Source organism: Xanthomonas hortorum pv. cynarae, assembly GCF_002939985.1.
Classification (GTDB): Bacteria; Pseudomonadota; Gammaproteobacteria; order Xanthomonadales; family Xanthomonadaceae; genus Xanthomonas; species Xanthomonas hortorum_D.
On the sequence record NZ_MDFM01000046.1, the window covers coordinates 12,078 to 31,432 of the forward strand.

17 protein-coding genes are annotated in these 19,355 nt (G+C 63.8%); 6 read left to right on the plus strand and 11 right to left on the minus strand.

Annotated features, from left to right (window positions below):
• Positions 1–161: 161 nt before the first annotated feature.
• The 3 genes from XcyCFBP4188_RS20805 to ubiE form a co-directional block, all read right to left on the minus strand.
• Complete coding sequence (locus XcyCFBP4188_RS20805) at positions 162–2,111, minus strand: M1 family metallopeptidase (protein ID WP_006452546.1); 1,950 nt, start codon at positions 2,109–2,111, stop codon at positions 162–164.
• Positions 2,112–2,186: 75 nt separating this feature from the next.
• A complete protein-coding gene (locus tag XcyCFBP4188_RS20810; RefSeq protein ID WP_006452547.1) occupies positions 2,187–3,077 on the minus strand; it encodes a GGDEF domain-containing protein in 891 nt (296 codons plus the stop codon).
• 203 nt (positions 3,078–3,280) lie between these two features.
• Complete coding sequence (gene ubiE / locus XcyCFBP4188_RS20815) at positions 3,281–4,042, minus strand: bifunctional demethylmenaquinone methyltransferase/2-methoxy-6-polyprenyl-1,4-benzoquinol methylase UbiE (RefSeq protein WP_006452548.1); 762 nt, start codon at positions 4,040–4,042, stop codon at positions 3,281–3,283.
• Between the two features lie 88 nt (positions 4,043–4,130).
• Between ubiE and XcyCFBP4188_RS20820 the strand changes: the two genes are divergently transcribed.
• The 5 genes from XcyCFBP4188_RS20820 (at position 4,131) to atpC (ending at position 8,917) form a co-directional block, all read left to right on the plus strand.
• A complete protein-coding gene (locus XcyCFBP4188_RS20820; RefSeq protein ID WP_104592792.1) occupies positions 4,131–5,780 on the plus strand; it encodes an efflux MFS transporter permease in 1,650 nt (549 codons plus the stop codon).
• Positions 5,777–6,865 carry an HlyD family secretion protein gene (locus tag XcyCFBP4188_RS20825; protein ID WP_104592793.1) on the plus strand — a complete coding sequence of 363 codons (1,089 nt, stop codon included), beginning with the start codon at positions 5,777–5,779 and terminating at the stop codon, positions 6,863–6,865. The genes XcyCFBP4188_RS20820 and XcyCFBP4188_RS20825 overlap by 4 nt, the downstream gene beginning before the upstream one ends.
• Positions 6,866–7,342: 477 nt before the next feature.
• Entirely contained in the window at positions 7,343–7,849 is a 507-nt protein-coding gene (locus XcyCFBP4188_RS20835; RefSeq protein ID WP_006451322.1) for a GNAT family N-acetyltransferase, read from the plus strand.
• The gene (locus XcyCFBP4188_RS20840; RefSeq protein ID WP_006451321.1) at positions 7,846–8,301 is read left to right on the plus strand and encodes a nucleoside deaminase; all 456 of its coding nucleotides are present in this window, start codon (positions 7,846–7,848) and stop codon (positions 8,299–8,301) included. Before XcyCFBP4188_RS20835 ends, XcyCFBP4188_RS20840 begins: the two co-directional genes overlap by 4 nt.
• Positions 8,302–8,470: 169 nt before the next feature.
• A complete protein-coding gene (gene atpC / locus XcyCFBP4188_RS20845; protein WP_104592794.1) occupies positions 8,471–8,917 on the plus strand; it encodes an ATP synthase F1 subunit epsilon in 447 nt (148 codons plus the stop codon).
• 141 nt (positions 8,918–9,058) lie between these two features.
• Here the strand turns inward: atpC and hslU are convergent, their stop codons facing one another.
• From hslU to XcyCFBP4188_RS20885, 8 genes are all read right to left on the minus strand, one after another.
• A complete protein-coding gene (gene hslU / locus XcyCFBP4188_RS20850) occupies positions 9,059–10,426 on the minus strand; it encodes an ATP-dependent protease ATPase subunit HslU (protein ID WP_104592795.1) in 1,368 nt (455 codons plus the stop codon).
• A gap of 109 nt (positions 10,427–10,535) precedes the next feature.
• Complete coding sequence (hslV, locus tag XcyCFBP4188_RS20855) at positions 10,536–11,087, minus strand: ATP-dependent protease subunit HslV (RefSeq protein ID WP_006451318.1); 552 nt, start codon at positions 11,085–11,087, stop codon at positions 10,536–10,538.
• 381 nt (positions 11,088–11,468) lie between these two features.
• Complete coding sequence (gene xerC, locus XcyCFBP4188_RS20860; protein WP_006451317.1) at positions 11,469–12,386, minus strand: tyrosine recombinase XerC; 918 nt, start codon at positions 12,384–12,386, stop codon at positions 11,469–11,471.
• A gap of 79 nt (positions 12,387–12,465) precedes the next feature.
• Entirely contained in the window at positions 12,466–13,137 is a 672-nt protein-coding gene (locus XcyCFBP4188_RS20865; RefSeq protein WP_006451316.1) for a DUF484 family protein, read from the minus strand.
• Positions 13,137–13,988 (minus strand): diaminopimelate epimerase, encoded by an 852-nt coding sequence (gene dapF, locus XcyCFBP4188_RS20870; RefSeq protein ID WP_006451315.1) that lies wholly within the window; start codon positions 13,986–13,988, stop codon positions 13,137–13,139. Before dapF ends, XcyCFBP4188_RS20865 begins: the two co-directional genes overlap by 1 nt.
• A complete protein-coding gene (lptM, locus tag XcyCFBP4188_RS20875) occupies positions 13,978–14,232 on the minus strand; it encodes an LPS translocon maturation chaperone LptM (RefSeq protein WP_006451314.1) in 255 nt (84 codons plus the stop codon). Before lptM ends, dapF begins: the two co-directional genes overlap by 11 nt.
• 39 nt (positions 14,233–14,271) lie before the next feature.
• Positions 14,272–14,670 (minus strand): YbaN family protein, encoded by a 399-nt coding sequence (locus tag XcyCFBP4188_RS20880; protein ID WP_006451313.1) that lies wholly within the window; start codon positions 14,668–14,670, stop codon positions 14,272–14,274.
• A gap of 181 nt (positions 14,671–14,851) precedes the next feature.
• A complete protein-coding gene (locus XcyCFBP4188_RS20885) occupies positions 14,852–16,966 on the minus strand; it encodes a S9 family peptidase (RefSeq protein WP_043909433.1) in 2,115 nt (704 codons plus the stop codon).
• A 337-nt stretch (positions 16,967–17,303) separates the two neighbouring features.
• Between XcyCFBP4188_RS20885 and XcyCFBP4188_RS20895 the strand changes: the two genes are divergently transcribed.
• On the plus strand, positions 17,304–18,488 hold the full coding sequence (locus XcyCFBP4188_RS20895; RefSeq protein WP_006451311.1) for a pyridoxal phosphate-dependent aminotransferase: 1,185 nt from the start codon (positions 17,304–17,306) through the stop codon (positions 18,486–18,488).
• Positions 18,489–19,355: the final 867 nt, after the last annotated feature.

Consider the following 19,355-nt stretch of genomic DNA (forward strand, 5'->3'; position numbering starts at 1 on the left):
ACGGCTTGCGCAGACAACCTGCCCGTGATCAGACGGCCGGACACTGTAGGAGCGCACCCGGGCGCGATGGGGCTGCACCGGGAATGCCACATCGCGCCCGGGTGCGCTCCTACAACAGCGATGGAAGCAGCGGGAGGGCGTCTGCACGCCCTCCCCTGCCATTACAGCTGCTTGGCCGGTGCCGCCTTGGCCTTGGCGATCATCTCGGCCACCGAGGCGGTGGTGATCGGGTGATAGCTGGGCCTGGCCTTTTCGAAGGCCTGTTCGGCGAAGGCGATGCCGTCCGGGGTCTTCAACAACTCGGCGTAGATCGGCAGCACCAGCTTGCGGCGACCGACGCGTTCGATGAACTCGCCTGCTGCGGCCTGTGCGTCGGTGTAGCCGCTACGGATCGCCAGCGGGTACCAACGCATCGCGATTTCGCCGTTCGGGGTGCCGGTGAAGTGGTAGGCATCATCCAGTTGCTTGAGCTGTTCCGGCTTCAAGGTCGCGCCCATGCCGCTGAGGAAATGCACCCATTCCTGCGTGCCCCATTCGCCGGTGACCTGCTTGTTGGGTAGCGTGCCGCTGCCGCTCCAGGCGATGCGTGCGGTATCCACGATCGAGAAGCTGCGCGAGCGCGCCTTGGCCGCAAACGCCGGGATGCCGGGCTGCTTCAACCACGCATCCACTTCGGCCGCGCTGACCGTGTTGGGATGCTTGTCCAGCAGGTTCTTGTTGAGGTACTCGACGAACTGGTCGGTAGTGGCGCTCTGGAAGGCGTGATCGTCGAACCAGCCGCGCAGGAACGGGTCGAACACTTCGCGCCCGAAGCGTTGCTCCAGGAACTGCAGGAACCAAGCGCCCTTGACGTAGGCCACCTGGCTCAAGGCTTCGTCGGGGTCACGCTCGGCCAGCGGCGGCAGTGCCAGCGCCTGGTCGGCCGGCGCCATGTCCTTTACTTCGGCCAGCAGATCGCCCTGGTCGATCTCGCGCTCCATCTCGGCCATCTCCGCGCCGTACAACGCCTCGGTGATGCGCGCCTGCACGTAGGTGGTGAAGCCTTCGTTGAGCCAGATGTCCTTCCAGCTGGCATTGGTCACCAGATTGCCCGACCAGCTATGCGCCAGTTCGTGCGCGACCAGCGAGACCAGCGACTTGTCGCCGACGATCACGGTGGGCGTGGCAAAGGTCAGGCGCGGATTTTCCATGCCGCCGAACGGGAACGACGGCGGCAGCACCAGCATGTCGTAACGGCCCCAGCGATACGGGCCATAGAGTTTTTCGGCGGCACCGATCATCTTTTCGGTGTCTTCGAATTCCTTGGCGGCCTTGTCGGCCATGGCCGGCTCGGCCCACACGCCCGAGCGCGCGGAGATCGGCTTGAACACTACATCGCCTGCGGCAATCGCCAGCAGATACGAGGGAATCGGCTCGGGCATTTTGAAACTGTAATCGCCATCGCGCGCGGCCTTGGGGTCGTTGTCGGCGCTCATCAGCACCATCACGTCCGGGCGCGAGGTCACATGCGCGCTGTAGGTGAAGCGCACGCTCGGGGTGTCCTGCAACGGCACCCAGCTGCGCGCGTGGATCGCCTGCGACTGGCTGAACATGAAAGGCAGCTGCTTGCCTTCGGTCATCGACGGCTCCAGCCACTGCAGGCCCGAGGCAGTGGGCGCGGTGTGATAGGTGATCACGACCTTGGCCGGCTGGTTCGGCGCTTCGATGGTGAGCTTGCTGCCGAAGGTCTTGTCGGCCGGCGCCAGCGCGAACTGCAGCGGCGCCAGCGCGCCCTTGCCATCGTCGGCCTGCACCTGCGCGATGCTCAGCTCGCGCGTATCCAGCACCAGTTGTTTGGCGGCCTTGTCCTTCCACTCCAGGGTGTAAGTCGCAGTGCCGCCGATCTGCTTGGCGTCGAAATCCAGCTTCAGGTCCAGCGCCAGATCCTTGATGACCACCAGCTGCGGCTGGGCGTAGGAGCTTTCGTCGTGGTTGCGGGCGTCTGCTTTCACGGGGGCCTTGGCGGTGGCGGCCGGTGCCGCGTTGGTCGCGGCTGGCGGTGTGGACTCGTTGGAACAGCCGGCCAGCGCAATGGAGACGGCCAGGGACAGCGACAGGAACGGGAAGCGCATCGACGGCACCGCGGCAAGGGGAATCGGGCATTTTAACGCTCTGGGCCGCTGCCTGCCCGTGCCATCGCTGGCGGCTCAGGTCACCGGATGACTGCGCGGGGTGTCGTGCCCGTCGCGCACCAGGCGCCGGCCGCCGGAGAACTTGGCGCGGTACATCGCCGCATCGGCGCGCCGATACAACTCGGTGGCATCCAGACCCTGCTCGCAGACCGCGCTGCCGGCGCTGACATGCAGCGGCGCTTCGTCGGCATCGTCGCGTTCGAGCATCGACAGCCATTGATTGAGTTTGAGCGTGGCCTCGTCTTCGCCGGCATGCACGCCGATTAAAAATTCATCACCGCCCCAACGCCCGATCCAGTCCTGCGCACCGAGCCAGCCGTACGCCGATTCCACCAGCCGCACCAACACGCGGTCACCGGCCAAATGGCCGAAACGGTCGTTGATCGTCTTGAGGTTGTCCATGTCCAGCACGAACAACACGAACGGCCAGCCTTCGCGCTGCGCGGCGGTGACCGAGTCCAGCATCGCCTGCTCGCACCCGCGCCGGTTCAACGCCTCGGTCAGCGAATCGAACAAGGCGTGCTTCTTGAGATCGCGCATGCCGGCATCGATACCGCGCAGGCTGCGATTGATGCCGCGCAGCAAACGCCCCAACTCGTCGTCGCCATGTTCGGGCAGCGTAGGCAGGCGTTGATCGGCGTAATACGCATCCAGCGCGTCGGCGGCGATGCGCAGTGGCGCGAGCAGGCGATACAGTGCAGAGAGCGTCAGCGCAGTGCCCGCCAGTGTGGCCAGCAATGCCACGATCACCACCGACCACAGCGGGCGTCCACCCAACTCGCTTTGCGATGCCAGCCAGACGATCAGCAACAGCAGCGGCAGATGGATGCCGACAAACGTCACCGCCAGCAGCTTGGCGCTGAAGGAGCGAGGAAACACGCGCGACAGCCCTGCGTACAAGCGCATGCACGTCTCCAGCGAAAGGTGGCCTAGTGTCGCCGACCATTGGTGGAGCCAACGCGACGGGAGTCTCAAAAGTTTGTCGGCAAACGCAGGCGCGCAAGTCGTGATGGCGCGGCAAGCGAACACAAGCGCAGCGTCCTTGCGCGATATCCGGCGCGCGATGCACGCCGGACCAGACGCTCAGCCAACGCAGCGTGGTATCACGCTCAGATCTTGTAACCGGAGTGGATCGCCACGATGCCGCCGGTCAGATTCTTGAAGTGGCAACGCGCAAATCCGGCCTCGCCCATCATGCCCTTGAGCGATTCCTGCGGCGGATGCTTGCGGATGCTCTCGGCCAGGTACTGGTAGCTGTCGGCATCGCGTGCGAACAGCTGGCCCAGCTTGGGCAAAATCTTGAACGAGTGGAAGTCGTAGATCGGCTTGAACCAATCGGCGGTGACTTCGGAAAATTCCAGCACGCGCGCCTGCCCGCCCACCTTCAACACGCGGTACATCTCGCGCAGCGCGGCGTCTTTATCGGTGACGTTGCGCAGGCCGAAGGAGATGGTCACCAGATCGAAGCTCTGATCCGGGAACGGCAGCGCCTCGGCATTGCATTGCACGTAGTCGAAGCCGGCCACCAGGCCACGGTTGGTCAGCCGGTCGCGGCCCACCGAGAGCATGCCGGCGTTGATGTCGCCCAACACCACCGCGCCCTCATTGCCCACACGCTCCTTGAGCAGCACCGCGATATCGCCGGTACCGCCGGCCAGATCCAGCACGCGGTCGCCCGGCTTCACCTGCGCGGTCGCCACGAAGTAGCGTTTCCAAGCGCGGTGCACGCCCAGACTCATCAGATCGTTCATCAGGTCGTAGTTGCGCGCGACCGAGGTGAAGACTTCGCCGACCAGCTTCTGCTTGTCCTTGGCAGCGACATCGCGAAAGCCGAAATGGGTGGTGCCGGAGGTATAGGGAGATTCGCTCATGGGCGGATTATCGCACTGCTGACGCCGCCATGACCGCAACCGGACCACAATCGCCGTCTTCTTCAGCGACTGGCCCAGCGAGCATTCGGTGCGCGACAAGTACGTCCAGCGCGACTGGCAGCCCCATGAGAAGCCCACCCTGCCGGGGTCGGCCTCCACGCCCCTGCACCCCACCCGGCGGCGCATCCAGTACGGGCTGGTCGGCGTGGTGGTGGCGCTGACCGGTGGGCTGAGCAATGCGCTGGTCACCGCCAACCTGACCTATCTGCAAGGCACGCTGGGCGCCTACGCCACTGAAATGGCCTGGCTGCCGGCCGCCTATGTGATGACCAACATGTCGGCCAACCTGCTGCTGGTGAAGTTTCGCCAGCAGTTCGGGCTGCGCCGGTTCACCGAAATCTTCCTGGCGCTGTATGCGGCCATCGCCTTCGCGCATCTGTTCGTGCACAGCCTGAGCTCGGCCATTACCGTGCGTGCCGCGCACGGATTGGTCGGCGCGGCGCTCAGTTCGCTGGGGCTGTATTACGTGATCCAGGCGTTTCCAGCCAGGTACCGGCTCAAGGCGGTGGTCACCGGGCTGGGGGTCACGCAGTTGGCGCTGCCGCTGGCCAGGGTGTTTTCCACCGACTTACTGGAATTTGGCGAGTGGCAGGGCCTGTACCTGTTCGAATGCGGCCTGGCGGTGTTCGCGCTGGCCTGCGTGCTGGCGCTCAAGCTGCCGCCGAGCGACCGCTATCGGGTGTTCGAGCCGCTGGATTTCCTCACCTTCAGCCTGTTCGCCGCCGGTTCGGCCGGGTTGGCGGCGGTGCTCTCGCTGGGGCGGCTGTTGTGGTGGACCAGTACGCCGTGGTTGGGCGTGGTGTTGGCGGCTTCCATCGTGCTGCTGTGCACGGCGGCGTGGATCGAGCACAACCGCCGCAACCCGATGATCAATACGCGCTGGCTGGCCAGCGGCGACATGCTGCGGCTGGGCCTGGCAATCCTGCTGATCCGGCTGGTGCTGTCCGAACAAAGCACCGGCGCGATTGGATTTTTCCAGACCCTGGGGTTGGCCAACACGCAGTTGCAGACCTTGTTCGCGCTGATGCTGCTGGGCGCGGTGGCCGGCGTGGCCGCCAGCGCGTGGCTGATCAATCCGGCGCGGGTGGCCGAGCATCTGATCATTGCGGTGGCCGCGATCTGTATCGGTTGTTTCATGGATGCCGATGCCACCAGCCTGACGCGCCCCGAACAGATGTACGTCAGCCAGTTCCTGCTGGCCTTCGGCAGCACCTTCTTCATCGGCCCGGCAATGGTCGCGGGGCTGGGCCGGGTGATTGCGCAACCCGGCAATCTGATCAGCTTCGTGGTGCTGTTCGGCATGGCGCAGAACATGGGCGGCCTGCTTGGCAGCGCCCTGCTCGGCACGGTGCAGGTGGTGCGGGAGAAATACCACTCCAGCCAGTTGGTCGAGCATCTGGTGTTGAGCGACCCGCAAGTGGCCGCGCGCGTGCAAGCCTATGCAAGCCTGTATGGCCGCAGCATCAGCGACCCTGCCCTGCGCCAGGCCCAAGGCGTGCGTGCATTGGGCAGCGTGGCCACACGCGAAGCCAATGTGCTCGCCTATAACGACGTGTTTCTGTCGATCGGCTGCATCGCCATCGCCACCGGGCTATGGATCCTGTCCGTGCTGGTGTGGCGGCGCTATCTGCGCCCACCCGTGTCGGCCCTCTCTCCTGTTTCCACTGCGCGCCCATGAATACACCTGCAGATTCAACTTCTCTTGCCGATCAGCAACGTCGCAGACGTCGCCGCATCGCTGGCGCACTCGGCTTCGGCGGGCTGGCGCTCATTGGCGTGTTGCTGGTGCTGTATGCATGGCACCTGCCGCCGTTCGTCAGTGCCATCGAGCGTACCGAGAACGCGATGGTGCACGGGCAGATCACCGTGATCGCGCCGCAGGTCAGCGGCTATGTCACGCAGGTACCGGTGCAGGACTTTGCGCACGTCAAGCACGGCCAGTTGCTGGCCAAAATCGACGACCGCATCTATGCCCAGCAACTCGAACAGGCCAGGGCGCAGGTGCAGACCGCGCAAGCCAACCGGTCCAACTGGGACCAGCAGCGGCACAGCGCCGATGCGACGATTGCCGAACAACGCGCCGCACTGAGCAGCAATCAGGCGCAGCGCGATCGCACCCGTTCGGCGTACGCACGCACGCAGCAACTGTCCAGCCGGCAATTGGTCTCCGAACAGGATCGCGACACCGCCTTCGCCGCACGCGCGCAGGCCGATGCCGGCGTCGCGCAGGCACGCGCCGCGGTGCAGGCCGCCGAAGAAAATGCACGCAGCGTCACCGTCAATCGCGCCGCGCTGGAAGCGGCGGTTGCCAACGCGCAAGCGGCCGTGCAACTGGCGCAGATCAATCTGGACAACACGCGCATCGTTGCCCCGCGCGATGGCCAACTTGGCCAGCTCGGCGTGCGCCAGGGCGCCTACGTCACCAATGGCACACAGCTGATGTCGCTGGTGCCGGACACGCTGTGGATCGTGGCCAATTTCAAGGAAACCCAGATGGCGAAGATCCGCATCGGACAGCCCGCCAGCTTCACGGTGGATGCGCTCAACAATGCACGTCTGCACGGGCGCGTACAGGAAATTTCCCCGGCCGCCGGTTCGGAGTTCAGCGTGTTGCCGGCCGATAACGCCACCGGCAATTTCGTCAAGATCGCCCAGCGCATTCCGCTGCGCATCAGCGTCGATCCCGGCCAGCCACTGGCAGCGCGCCTGCGCGCGGGCATGTCGGTGGTGGTGGCAATCGACACCGGCAGCGCAGTCGACTAAGAGCGGCTAACAAAACTACTTCACGCCAGTCCACTGCAGGCCGGCTGATCTGCTGCCTGGCTGCAGGGCCTTGCCCGCCCACCATCGCGGGACACGCTGCAAGTACGTCCTTGTAAGCTCTTACGCGGCATCCATGCCGCGTAAGGTCCCGCGACGGTGGGCGGGCAAGGACCAGTCGAGATGGTCGTTATGCATGGTTTTAAACAAAGCAACCGATCAACTCTCTGGTGCGGTGTCCTCACCGATTGCGGGACCGTGTGGCGGCATGGATGCCGCCACCGAGCCTACATGGACGTACTTGCGGCGTGTCCCGCGAGCGGTGAGGGCACCGCGCATTCGACCCACTCAGCGTTTGATCTGGACTTTTGACTGCATCCACCGAGATGCGCCCGACAAAACCGCTGCACTCACTGACAGGCGCTCGCTCGCTAGGTTTTGTTAGCCACTCTAAGCCGACGCAGCCGCTATCATGCGGTGATGTCTTCTTCGTCCTCCCATTCGCTCTCGCTGCGCTGGCAATGTCTGCGCTTCGAGCAACTGAGCACCACGCAGCTGTATGCGCTGCTGCGGCTGCGCTCGGATGTGTTTGTGGTGGAGCAGCAGTGCGCGTATCCGGAGCTGGACGGCAAGGACATGTTGCCGGGCGTGTTGCATCTGCTCGGCAGCACTGACGACGCTGCGTTGGCCGCGTATCTGCGCGTGTTGCCGCCCGGCGTGAGTTATCCCGAACCCAGTCTCGGCCGGGTGGTCATTGCCGCCGCCCAGCGTGGTCACGGCTTTGCGCATGCGCTGCTACGCGAAGGCTTGCGCGTGGTGCAGCAACACTGGCCCGCCAGCGCCGTGCAACTGGGTGCGCAATCGCACCTGCAAGCGTTCTATGCCGCACACGGCTTTACGCCATCTTCCGCCGCGTATCTGGAAGACGGCATTCCCCACATCGACATGCGGCGTCGCGCCGACGCCGCCACCCAGGAGCCTGCATGATCACCACCCCCGACTACCGCGCCCTGCTCGACACCGCCATCGCCGAGGCCCGCCAAGGCCTGGCCGAAGGCGGCATCCCGATCGGCGCTGCGCTGTATCACAACGACGGGCGTCTGCTCGGTTGCGGTCACAACCGCCGCGTGCAGGAAAACGACCCGTCCGTGCACGGCGAGACCGATGCCTTCCGCAAGGCCGGCCGCCAGCGCCGCTACAAGGACACCATCATGGTCACCACGCTGGCGCCATGCTGGTACTGCAGCGGGCTGGTACGCCAGTTCAATATCGGCACGGTGGTGGTCGGCGAGTCGGTCACCTTCCAGGGCGGTGTGTCCTGGCTGCGCGAGCACGGCGTCAACGTCATCGACCTGCAAAGCCAGGAATGCATCGACCTGCTGGGCGGCTATATTTCCGCCAACCCCGATGTGTGGAACGAAGACATCGGCGAAGACTGACGCCGCTTGAGCAGACCGGACAGCGCTTGCCCGCACGCGTAAGCGCAGCGCACGCCGCGTTGCGCGTGCCATCGGCACGCACTGCCTGGCACGCTCATCCGGGTTGATATCAATCAAGGTCTTTTGACGCGCCCGGCGCTAAGCTCGCGTTTTACCCGGTGGATCATTGATGGCAGCGGAAAACGAACAGGTGTCCAACACTCCCACTACACATTCCCTGCAACTGGACATCGTCAGCCTGAGCGGTGCGTTGTGGAGCGGCGAAGTGCGCGAGGTCAGCCTTCCCGGAAGCGAGGGCCGCTTCGGCGTGATGGCGCGGCACACGCCGCTGCTGACCATCCTGGCCGAAGGCATGCTGCATATCCGCCCGGTCAGCGGCGAGCCGTTGCAGATCTATGTCTGCGGTGGCTACGTGGAAGTGCAGCCGGACAAGGTATTCGTGCTCGCCGATCTGGCCGCACGCAGCGAAGATCTGGACCAGGCGCGCGCGGAAGCGGCGCGGGCTGCAGTCACCTCGCCACTGGCCACCAGCCTGACCGACACCGCCTACGCACAGGTGCATATGGAGTTACTGCATCGCTACAGCGCCAATCTGCGCCATGGTGCTTCTCGCTAGCGATGGCACGCAGTCGCCGCGCAGCCTTGTGCAGGCGCGCTGCAACCAGGCATGTCACGCACTGCTGATTTCGATGCGCGATGCACGCAACGCAAAGGCCCGCCGAATCGGCGGGCCTTTGCGTTGCAAAACCCTGCCTCCCTAAAGGATGTAGCGGCTCAGATCCGGATCCTGCACCAGCTCACCCAACTGCGCATCGACATACGCCGCGTCCACGGCGACGCTCTGTCCATCGCGATCCGGGGCTTCGTAGCTGAGCGTGTCGAGCAAGCGCTCCAACACCGTGTGCAGACGACGCGCACCGATATTCTCCTGGCGCTCGTTGACCTGCGCGGCGATTTCGGCCAGCCGGTCCACCGCATCGGCACCGAAGGTCAAGTTAACGCCCTCGGTCTGCAACAAGGCCTCGTACTGCTTGATCAATGCCGCCTTGGGCTCGGTGAGGATGCGCACGAAATCGGCCTTGGTCAGTGCGGTCAACTCCACCCGAATCGGGAAGCGGCCCTGCAATTCGGGAATCAGATCGCTGGGCTTGGCCAGATGGAACGCGCCGGACGCGATGAACAGGATATGGTCAGTCTTGACCGTGCCGTACTTGGTCGACACGTTGGAGCCTTCCACCAGCGGCAACAGATCGCGTTGCACACCTTCGCGACTGACATCGCCACCGGTCGAACCGGCTTCGCCACGCTTGGCGACCTTGTCGATCTCATCGATGAACACGATGCCGTGCTGCTCGCAGGCTTCGATCGCCGCTGCACGTACGTCGTCTTCGTTGACCAGCTTGCCGGCCTCTTCTTCGATCAGCAGCGGGCGCGCGGCCTTGATGGTGAGTTTGCGCTTCTGCGACTTGCCGCTGCCCAGGTTGGAAAACATCTGCCGCAGCTGCTGGCCCATTTCTTCCATGCCCGGCGGGGTCATGATGTCCATGCTGGCGTTGACCGCAACGTCCAGTTCGATCTCGCGCTCGTCCAACTCGCCATTGCGCAGCATGCGGCGAAACTTGATGCGGGTTTCGTTGTCTTGCGACGACGGCTCGTGACGCGCAGCCTCCGGGTCGAAACCAATCCCGGCGGCACGCCGCGGCAGCAACGCATCCAGAATGCGGTCTTCGGCGCGCTCTTCGGCCTGGTTGCGCACGCGCACCTTGGCCTGCTCGCGATACAGCTTGACCGAGGTATCGGCCAGATCGCGAATGATCTGTTCCACGTCCTTGCCGACGTAGCCCACTTCGGTAAAGCGCGTGGCTTCCACCTTGACGAACGGCGCATTGGCCAATGTGGCCAGACGTCGCGCGATCTCGGTCTTGCCGACGCCGGTGGGGCCGATCATCAGGATGTTCTTGGGCATCACTTCGTTGCGCAGTTCTTCGGGCAACTGCATCCGGCGCCAGCGATTACGCAGCGCAATGGCGACCGCACGCTTGGCATCGTGCTGACCAACGATATGACGGTCGAGCTCCTGCACGATTTCGCGCGGAGTCATGGTTGAGGTATCGGGATTTGGCATTGGGAAGTCGAGAATTGGGAATGGGGAATCGTGGGGCAAGAATCAAGAACCTATATCGTTGGAGTGGAGACGAAACCGCTGTTGCGATTCCTAATTCCCCACTCCCGATTCACAGCTCTTCGACCACCACATTGCGATTGGTATAGATACAGATATCGCCAGCGATGTGGATCGCTTCGGTGGCGATGGTCTTGGCATCCAGTTCGGTGTGCGCCAACAGCGCGCGGGCGGCCGACAAGGCGTACGAACCACCCGAACCGATGGCGATGATGCCGTCTTCCGGTTCGATCACATCGCCGGTGCCGCTGATGATCAGCGAGGTCTCTTTATCGGCGACCGCAAGCAGGGCTTCGAGCTTGCCCAGGCGGCGCTCGGTGCGCCAATCCTTGGCCAATTCCACCGCTGCGCGAGTCAGCTGGCCATGCTTGTCGAGCTTGGCTTCGAACAACTCGAACAAGGTGAACGCATCGGCGGCAGCGCCGGCGAAACCGGCCAGCACCTGACCCTCGCGGCCAAGCCGGCGCACCTTGCGCGCATTGCCCTTCATGACGGTATGGCCAAGCGTGACCTGACCATCGCCGGCAACGGCGACGTGCCCACCACGCCGAACCGAAATGATGGTGGTGGCGTGAACGATGTTGGGATTCTGGCTGGGGTCCATGGGTCCTCCGGGGGTTTCCAATGAGGTGGGGACGCCCCTGCCGGGTTCAAGCATGCTGCGCGCATGTGCTGCGGGCGGCTGATGCAGCGCGCTCAGACGGCAGGAGTGCGAGCGCACTGCTTGGACATGTCAGTGTGCGCGCGCTTCGCCCGCACTCACTCATCTCGGCGTTGGCGCAGGAAATCCTCGATGACGTTGAGCGGCGCTGGCGCTCGTACCCTCACCCCAACCCCTCTCCCGCCGGGAAAGGGGCTTAACAGCGTCATGCGTGCGGTGGTCGCTCAGCGACGTGCATCAACTGCACGCGGCTGCACACAACTCAATCTGCGACCTCCTGCGCTGCACACCACTCAATCCGCGGCTTCCGGCACTACGCACCACTCACTCCGCAGCTTTCTTACGCTTCGCACGCGGATGCGCGGCGTCGTAGACCTTGGCCAGATGCTGGAAATCCAGATGCGTGTAGATCTGCGTGGTGGCGATATCCGAGTGGCCGAGCAACTCCTGCACGCCGCGCAGATCGCCGGACGATTCAAGAATATGGCTGGCAAAACTGTGCCGCAGCATATGCGGATGCACGTCCTTGAACATGCCCTGACGCACCGCCAGTTGCTTGATGCGGATCTGTACCGCACGTTGCGAAATCGCACCGCCCGCACGGCCGGGGAACACATGCGTTTCGGCACGCCCGCCGCTATCGCGCAGCCACTCGCGCAGTGCGGTGATCGCATGCGGCCCCACCGGCACCAGGCGCTGCTTTTCGCCCTTGCCCAGCACCATCACCAGGCCGCTCTCCAGATCCAGATCGCGCCAGCGCAGCGCGCATAGCTCACTCAAGCGCAGGCCGGACGAATAGAACAACTCCAGCAAGGCGCGGTCGCGCAAGCCCAGCGGCGCATCGGTCGGCACTTCGACCAGGCGCACCGCTTCATCGGCATCCAATACCTGCGGCAATTTGCGCGGCGCCTTGGGCGCACGCATCGCTGCTGCAGGGCTGGCCGCAATGCGGCCATGCTTGAGCAGCCAGGCGTAATAGCTACGGCATGCCGAGAGCCGGCGCTGCAGACTCTTGGGCGACAGACCGCGTCGATGCTCGGCAGCGACGAACTGGCGCAACTGCGCACTGGTGAGTTGCGCGCTGTCCAGCAGCGCAGCATCCAACGGCGCGCCATCTTCACCCTTTTGCTCGGCCGCCCAGCTCACCAACGCAGCCAGATCGCGCCGATAGGCATCCAGCGTGTGCGCAGACACCTGCCGTTCGACCTGAAGATATGCAAGAAAGTCTTCGACCGAAGACATCTTTAAATTCCTCGCTGCCGCGCCATCGGAGCAACCATCCACTGCAGGTCGCTCGCATCGGCGCGCCCTGCGGTGCGCATCATGCGTCGAAGCGTTGCAGTGCGACGCTCAACGATTCGCCCATCATGCGCAGGAACAAGGTGCCCATGCCGGGATAGAAGCGATTGGCATCGCTGCTGCCGACCGCGATCAGGCCGATGCCGGGCAACGGCAGCAGCGCAGTCGATTGCACCTCGGCGGCTTGCTCGGCATACAGCAGCGCATGTTTTTCGGTCTGCAGGCGGCCGCAGATCGGCTCGCCGTCGCTCAGACAATCGCGGAACGGCGCCAAGCGCGCGTCATCGGCGGCGATGACCTGCAGCCAGTCGGCGTCCAGTCCGGCGACCGGCGTCAGCAACACCAGTCGCACCAGTTCGCCATTGAAATCTTCCGCCAGCGAGGCCGCCATCGCCTTGAGCGTATCGGCCGCGCTGGTCTGACGCATCAGCGCCAGGGTCAGTTGATGCGTGCGCACTGCCAGGCGTTCGTTGTCCTGGGCGTTGTGGCCAAGTTCGTGCAACCGCCGCGACAGCTCACGATTCTTGTCGCGCAACACTTCCAGCTGATAGGTGGCCAGCGAGGCGGTCGGGCCGTCGTCGCGTGGCACCAGCAAACTCACCGCCAGATCCGGGAACTGTTTGAGGAAGGTCGGGTGGCGCCGCAACCACGTGGCCACCTCGTGCGCGCTGAATTTATCCACGCTCTCGCTCATCAGTTCCACTCTCCATCGAAAACGAACACGGCCGGGCCGGACATCACCACTTCCTGCTGATCGCCGGCCCAGCGGATGCGCAGCTCGCCACCGGGCAAGGACACCCGCACATCGCGTTCCACACGACCGCGCTGCATCAGCACCACCGCCGCCGCGCACGCGCCGCTGCCGCAGGCCAGGGTTTCGCCGACGCCGCGCTCGAACACACGCAAGCGCACATGCGTGGGCTCGACAACTTGGACGAAACCGACGTTGACCGAATCGGGAAACGCGGCATTCTGCTGCAACAATCCACCCACGCGCTCCACCGGCGCCGCATCCACGCGACCCACCTCGATCACGGCGTGGGGGTTGCCCATCGACACCGCGCCAAAGCGCACCGTCTCGCCGTGCACCGGCAGCGCGTATTCCTCGCGCGCATGTGCAAAGCCGGCCAACGGGATCTGCGTGGGCTCGAAGTGCGGCACGCCCATCGCCACCGCATAGGTGCCGGCGTCCAGACGCTGCACGCGGTGCGCGGTGAACGGGCTGTCGATGACGAAATCATCGCCCTGCGCCGTGCCATCGCGCACCAGCCAGGCCGCGACACAGCGCGCGCCGTTGCCGCATTGACGCGCGGCCGAGCCGTCGGAATTCCAGATGCCGTAGGCGGCCACCGCCTCGCTGCTGCGTGGCGCTTCAATGGTCAGGATCTGGTCGCAGCCCACGCCGAAGTGGCGGTCGGCCAGACGTGCGGCCAGCGCGGCATCCGGCGGTGGCGTGCCGTCGCGCAGGTCCAGCACCACAAAATCGTTGCCGGCGCCATGCATTTTGGTGAAACGCAGACGCTCGCTGCGGCCGTCAGCGCTCATTGCCGCGGCTAGCGGGCTGGTCGGTGGTGGACGCGGGCTGGGTGTCGGTGTTCACCGGCGCAGGCGCCGGCGTCGACTCGTCCAGCGGTTGCGGCGCATCCGGCGGCTGCGGCACGGGCTGGGCTTCCACCGGCACCGGCTTCTGCGGCATCACCAGCGGGCCCTTGTTACCGCAAGCGGCAAGCAGGACAAAGGTCGCACCAACCAGTGCGAGGCGAACGGATGGTCGGGACAGAATACTCATGCACCGAAGTATAGCCAGAACACCCTGACTGCCGTGCGCTCAGGGTGCGGTGGGCAAGGTGCGCGGTGGCGGCTCGGGGCGCAGCCACAGCCAGATCGCCACCGCCGCCATGCTGCCGATCGACAGGCATTTGACCCAGAACACCGGCACGCACCACAGCATGATGCCGGCGCAGACGGTCATGGTGAGCGTGGCCATCCATTTGGCCTTGCGGCTGACCGCGCGATAGGTCTGCCATTCGACAATGGCCGGGCCGAAGCGCGGATGCGAGAGCAGCCAGTTGTGCAGACGCTCGGAGCCATGCGAGGCGGCCCAGGCGGAAATAAGAATGAAGACGGTGGTCGGCAACCCGGGCACGAAGATACCGACGATGCCGGTGGCCAGGCTGGCGTAGGCCAGCAACCACCAGGCCCAGCGGAATCGAGTCGGTCGCGTCATGGGTAAATGATACGACCAGTGGGGGGTGAGGTGGTCAGCGCCCCCCTTCTCCCACCGGGAGAAGGTGCCCGAAGGGCGGATGAGGGCACGTCTACACGCAGGAACTGGAGCCCTGCTCTTACCAATCCCAAATCCCAAATCCCGATTCCCAAATCCCGACTCCCCAATCCCCGCCCCTCACCTACTTGACCCCAAGCTGATCCAGCACAAACGCATACGATTCGGCCGCCTCGCGGTAGCGACGGAAGCGGCCGGATTTGCCGCCGTGGCCGGCTTCCATGTTGGTGCGGAACACGATCGGCTGGGTGCCGGTGTTGTCGTCGCGCAGTTTGGCGACCCATTTGGCCGGTTCCCAATACTGCACCTGCGAATCCCACAGACCGGTGCCGACGAACAACGCCGGGTAGGCCTGTTTCCGCACGTTGTCGTACGGGGAGTACGACAGCATGTAGTCGTAATAGGCCTTGTTTTCCGGGTTGCCCCACTCGTCGTATTCGTTGGTGGTGAGCGGGATGCTGGCATCGAGCATGGTGGTGACCACATCCACGAACGGCACCTGCGCCACCATCACGCGGTAGTCCTGCGGGGCCATGTTGGCCACCGCGCCCATCAGCAGGCCACCGGCGCTGCCACCGGATGCGGCGACGCGATCCTTGGCTGCATAGCCCTGCGCAACCAGCCCACGGGTGACATCGACGAAGTCGGTGAAGGTGTTCTTCTTGTGCAACAACTTGCCGTCGTCGTACCACTGGCGGCCCATTTCCTGGCCGCCGCGGATGTGCGCGATGGCATACACCACGCCACGGTCCACCAGGCTGATCGCCGGCAGGTTGAACGCCGGATCCATCGAGGCGCCATAGCTGCCATACGCGTACTGGAACAACGCAGCAGTACCGTCCTTCTTGAAGCCTTTTTTGTAGACCAGCGACACCGGCACCTTGACGCCGTCGCGCGCGGTCACCCACACGCGCTCGGTGACGTACTTGCTGGGGTCGTAGCCGATCACCGGCTGCTGCTTGAGCAACTTGCGCTCGCCGGTCTGCGTATTGAGCTCGTACGTCGTTGCCGGTGTGGTCAGCGAGGTATAGCTGTAACGCAGCCAAGCCGTGTCAGGCTCGGAATTGATCGCCAGGCCCATCGAATACGCCGGCTCATCTGCCTTGACGTACTCATGGCTGCCATCGCGCTTGAGCAGGCGTACGCGTTCCAGGCCACCGGAGCGCTCTTCGATTGCGGTGAAACCATCGAACATCTCTACATTTTCGATGTAGACGTTGTCGTCGTGCGCCACCCAATCGGTCCACTGCTTGCGCGTGGTCGCATCGGTGGGCGCGGTCACCAGCTTGAAGTTCTTGGCGTCATCGGCATTGGTGCGGATCACCCAGCGGCCATCGAAATGCTCGGGGTGATACTCGACATCGCGCTCGCGCTTGGCCAGCACGGTGAAGCGCTCGGGCTTGTCGGCCGGTGCGTAGCGCGATTCTGACGACACCGTGCTTTCCACACCGATCACGATGTACTTGTCGTCGCGGGTACGGCTGATGCCCATGTAGAAGCTGTCGTCCTTCTCTTCATAGACCAGCACGTCGCTCTTGGAGGGCGTGCCCAGCACGTGCTTCTTCACCCGCACGGTCAGCAGCGTTTCCGGGTCGTTTTCGACATAGAACAGGGTCTTGTTGTCGTCGGCCCAGACCACGTTCGCAGCAACGCCTTCCACGGTGTCAGGGTAGATCTCGCCGGTGTCCAGATTCTTGAAACGGATCGTGTACTGGCGGCGGCCCACGGCATCGTCTGCCCAGGCCAGGATGCGATTGTCCTGGCTGACTTCCGCTTCGCCGACACTGAAATACCCCTTGCCTTCCGCCATCTGATTGACGTCCAGCAGAATCTGCTCCGGCGCTTCCATGCTGCCCTTGCGGCGCGCCTGGATCGGGTAATCCTTGCCGGCTTCGAAACGGGTGTAATACCAGTAGCCACGTGCGCGATACGGCACGCTGGCGTCGTCCTGCTTGATGCGCCCGACGATCTCGGTATACAGCGTGTCTTCCAACGGCTTCAGCGGCGCCATCACCTTGTCGGTGTAGGCGTTCTCGGCGTTGAGGTAGGCCAGCATCGCCTTGTCTTCGCGCTTGTCGTCGCGCAACCAGTAGTAATCGTCGTTGCGGGTGGCTCCGAAGGGGGTCTTGACCACGTGCGGGTGCTTGGCCACGTCCGGCGGCGACGGGAGAGCTGCGAAGGCGGAAGGAACAGAGGTGGTCATCAGGCTGGCGATCAGAAGAGTCAGGACAGGCTTCATCAGATTGGGGTCCGTTGGATGAACGCAATGCCATCCCAGCGCCCGAGTGTAGAAGAGACCGGCGCGCAGCGTCATGTGCCAGGAGTCTGGTGCCGCGCGGGATAGCGATGTTGCGATTTCCGGGGTCTGGATGATCCTGTGCTGCCTTGCGGCAGGCAGGGAAGCGAGCGCTCGATCCCGATGGCCGTGCGTGTCTGCGCGCAAGAACTGCGCCCGCATTCGGCTGGTACGCACCTGGTCCCGATGATTATTCATGATGACGCATACGCCCGAACGTGCGGTGATCTTTGCCGCGCGGTAACAAAACCTGTGCAATGACTGGTCTACCATCCTGCCGATGGATACCACGCCTCCGCACTCCTCCGGTTATAGCCGTCGCAGTCAGGACATCGCGCCGTTCCATGTGATGTCGCTGCTGGCGCGCGCCAACGCGCTCGAACAGGCCGGCCACGATGTGATCCACCTGGAAATCGGCGAACCGGATTTCACCACCGCCGCACCGATCGTTGCCGCCGGACAGGCCGCATTGGCCGCCGGGCACACCCGCTACACCGCCGCACGCGGCCTTCCTGCACTGCGCGCAGCCATCGCTGGGTTTTATGCGCAGCGCTATGGCTGCGACATCGATCCGGAACGCATCCTGGTCACGCCCGGTGGTTCCGGCGCCTTGCTGCTGGCCAGCAGCCTGTTGGTCGACCCGGACAAACACTGGCTGCTCGCCGACCCCGGCTATCCGTGCAACCGTCACTTTCTGCGCCTGGTCGAAGGCGCCGCACAACTGGTGCCGGTCGGCGCGGACACCGATTACCAACTGACGCCCGGCCTGGTGGACGCCTGCTGGAATGCCGACAGCGTCGGCGCCCTGGTCGCCTCGCCGGCAAACCCTACCGGCAGCGTGCTGTCGCGCGAGCAACTGGCGGCGTTGTCGCAGACCTTGCATGCGCGCGGCGGCCACCTGGTGGTGGACGAGATCTATCACGGCCTGACCTATGGCATGGATGCGCACAGCGTGCTGGAAGTGGACGACGGCGCCTTCGTGTTGAACAGTTTTTCCAAGTACTTCGGCATGACCGGCTGGCGCCTGGGCTGGCTGATCGCCCCGCCCGACGCGGTCCCCGAGCTGGAGAAACTCGCACAGAACCTCTACATCAGCGCCTCGACGATCGCCCAGCATGCCGCGCTGGCCTGCTTCACGCCCGACAGCATTGCCATCTTCGAAGCCCGCCGCGCCGAATTCCAGCAACGCCGCGATTACCTGCTGCCAGCCTTGCGCGCACTGGGCTTCAAGATCGACGTCGAACCACAAGGCGCGTTTTATCTGTACGCCGACATCAGTGCATTTTCCGATAACGCGCAGGCGTTTTGCGCGCACTTTCTGGAAACCGAACATGTCGCCTTCACCCCCGGCATCGACTTCGGCCACCACCGCGCCAACCAGCACGTCCGCATCGCCTATACGCAAAGCCTGCCGCGTCTTGAGCAGGCGGTGGAGCGGATTGCGCGTGGGTTGAAGCATCTTTGATTGCGCGACGCGTGATCACACGGCTCATCTCCGCAGCTGCGTTTAGGGAACCTCTGAACAACGCATCGCAGATACGCGACACTATCCACTCACGTTGAAGAATCATCCATGCAACTGACATTCGGTGACGCTGAGGGCCTGGGCAAGCCCAAGCAGACCCGCCGGGAGATCTTCCTGGCCGAGATGGAGCAGGTCGTTCCGTCGACGTCCCCCCGCCTTGAGTAGCGGCGGTATTTAGAGTCCAGGGTTGATGTGACCCACCTCCTTATCGCGGCTGTGCTGACGAGAGGCTTCGGCAAACAAGTCGAACATCAGTGCGCTACGCGGGGGATCATCTCTTTGGGAGGAGCGCGATTTTGTCGGGGACAGAGCTGCCGAGTTGAGAGGTTTGCTGTTTTTTCGCAAAGTGGCAAATGATTTCGGACAGACCTACCAACCTTTACACGCCGCGTGCAAGCATATAAAGCGTGCCACTGTGGAAATCAAAAAATTCATCAAATATATTAGGTGAAAAATTATGGATTATTCTGTCAACAAGCCGCATGCCAGTGGTCGTGTGAACTTTTTAGATCAATCAGTCGAGCCACAGCACACGCCGGCACGATCAACCCAGAATTCACAAACAGCGGATCGCATGCCGGAGGGCATGCCTTCGATGCGTCCGCCCAGGAGGCATCGACATACCTCTAACGCCTCATCCGCTAGATCAACAACATCTAATCTGGTAACAGCGAATGCGGGGCCTAGGGAGGCACGGCACCAAGGCGAAGCGGGGCCGTCCTCTAGGGCCTGTTAACACATCCGAAGCCCATCAACGACTAGGACGAAGCTGAGGAATCCAAGGAACATGACATCTAGCTTCTCGAA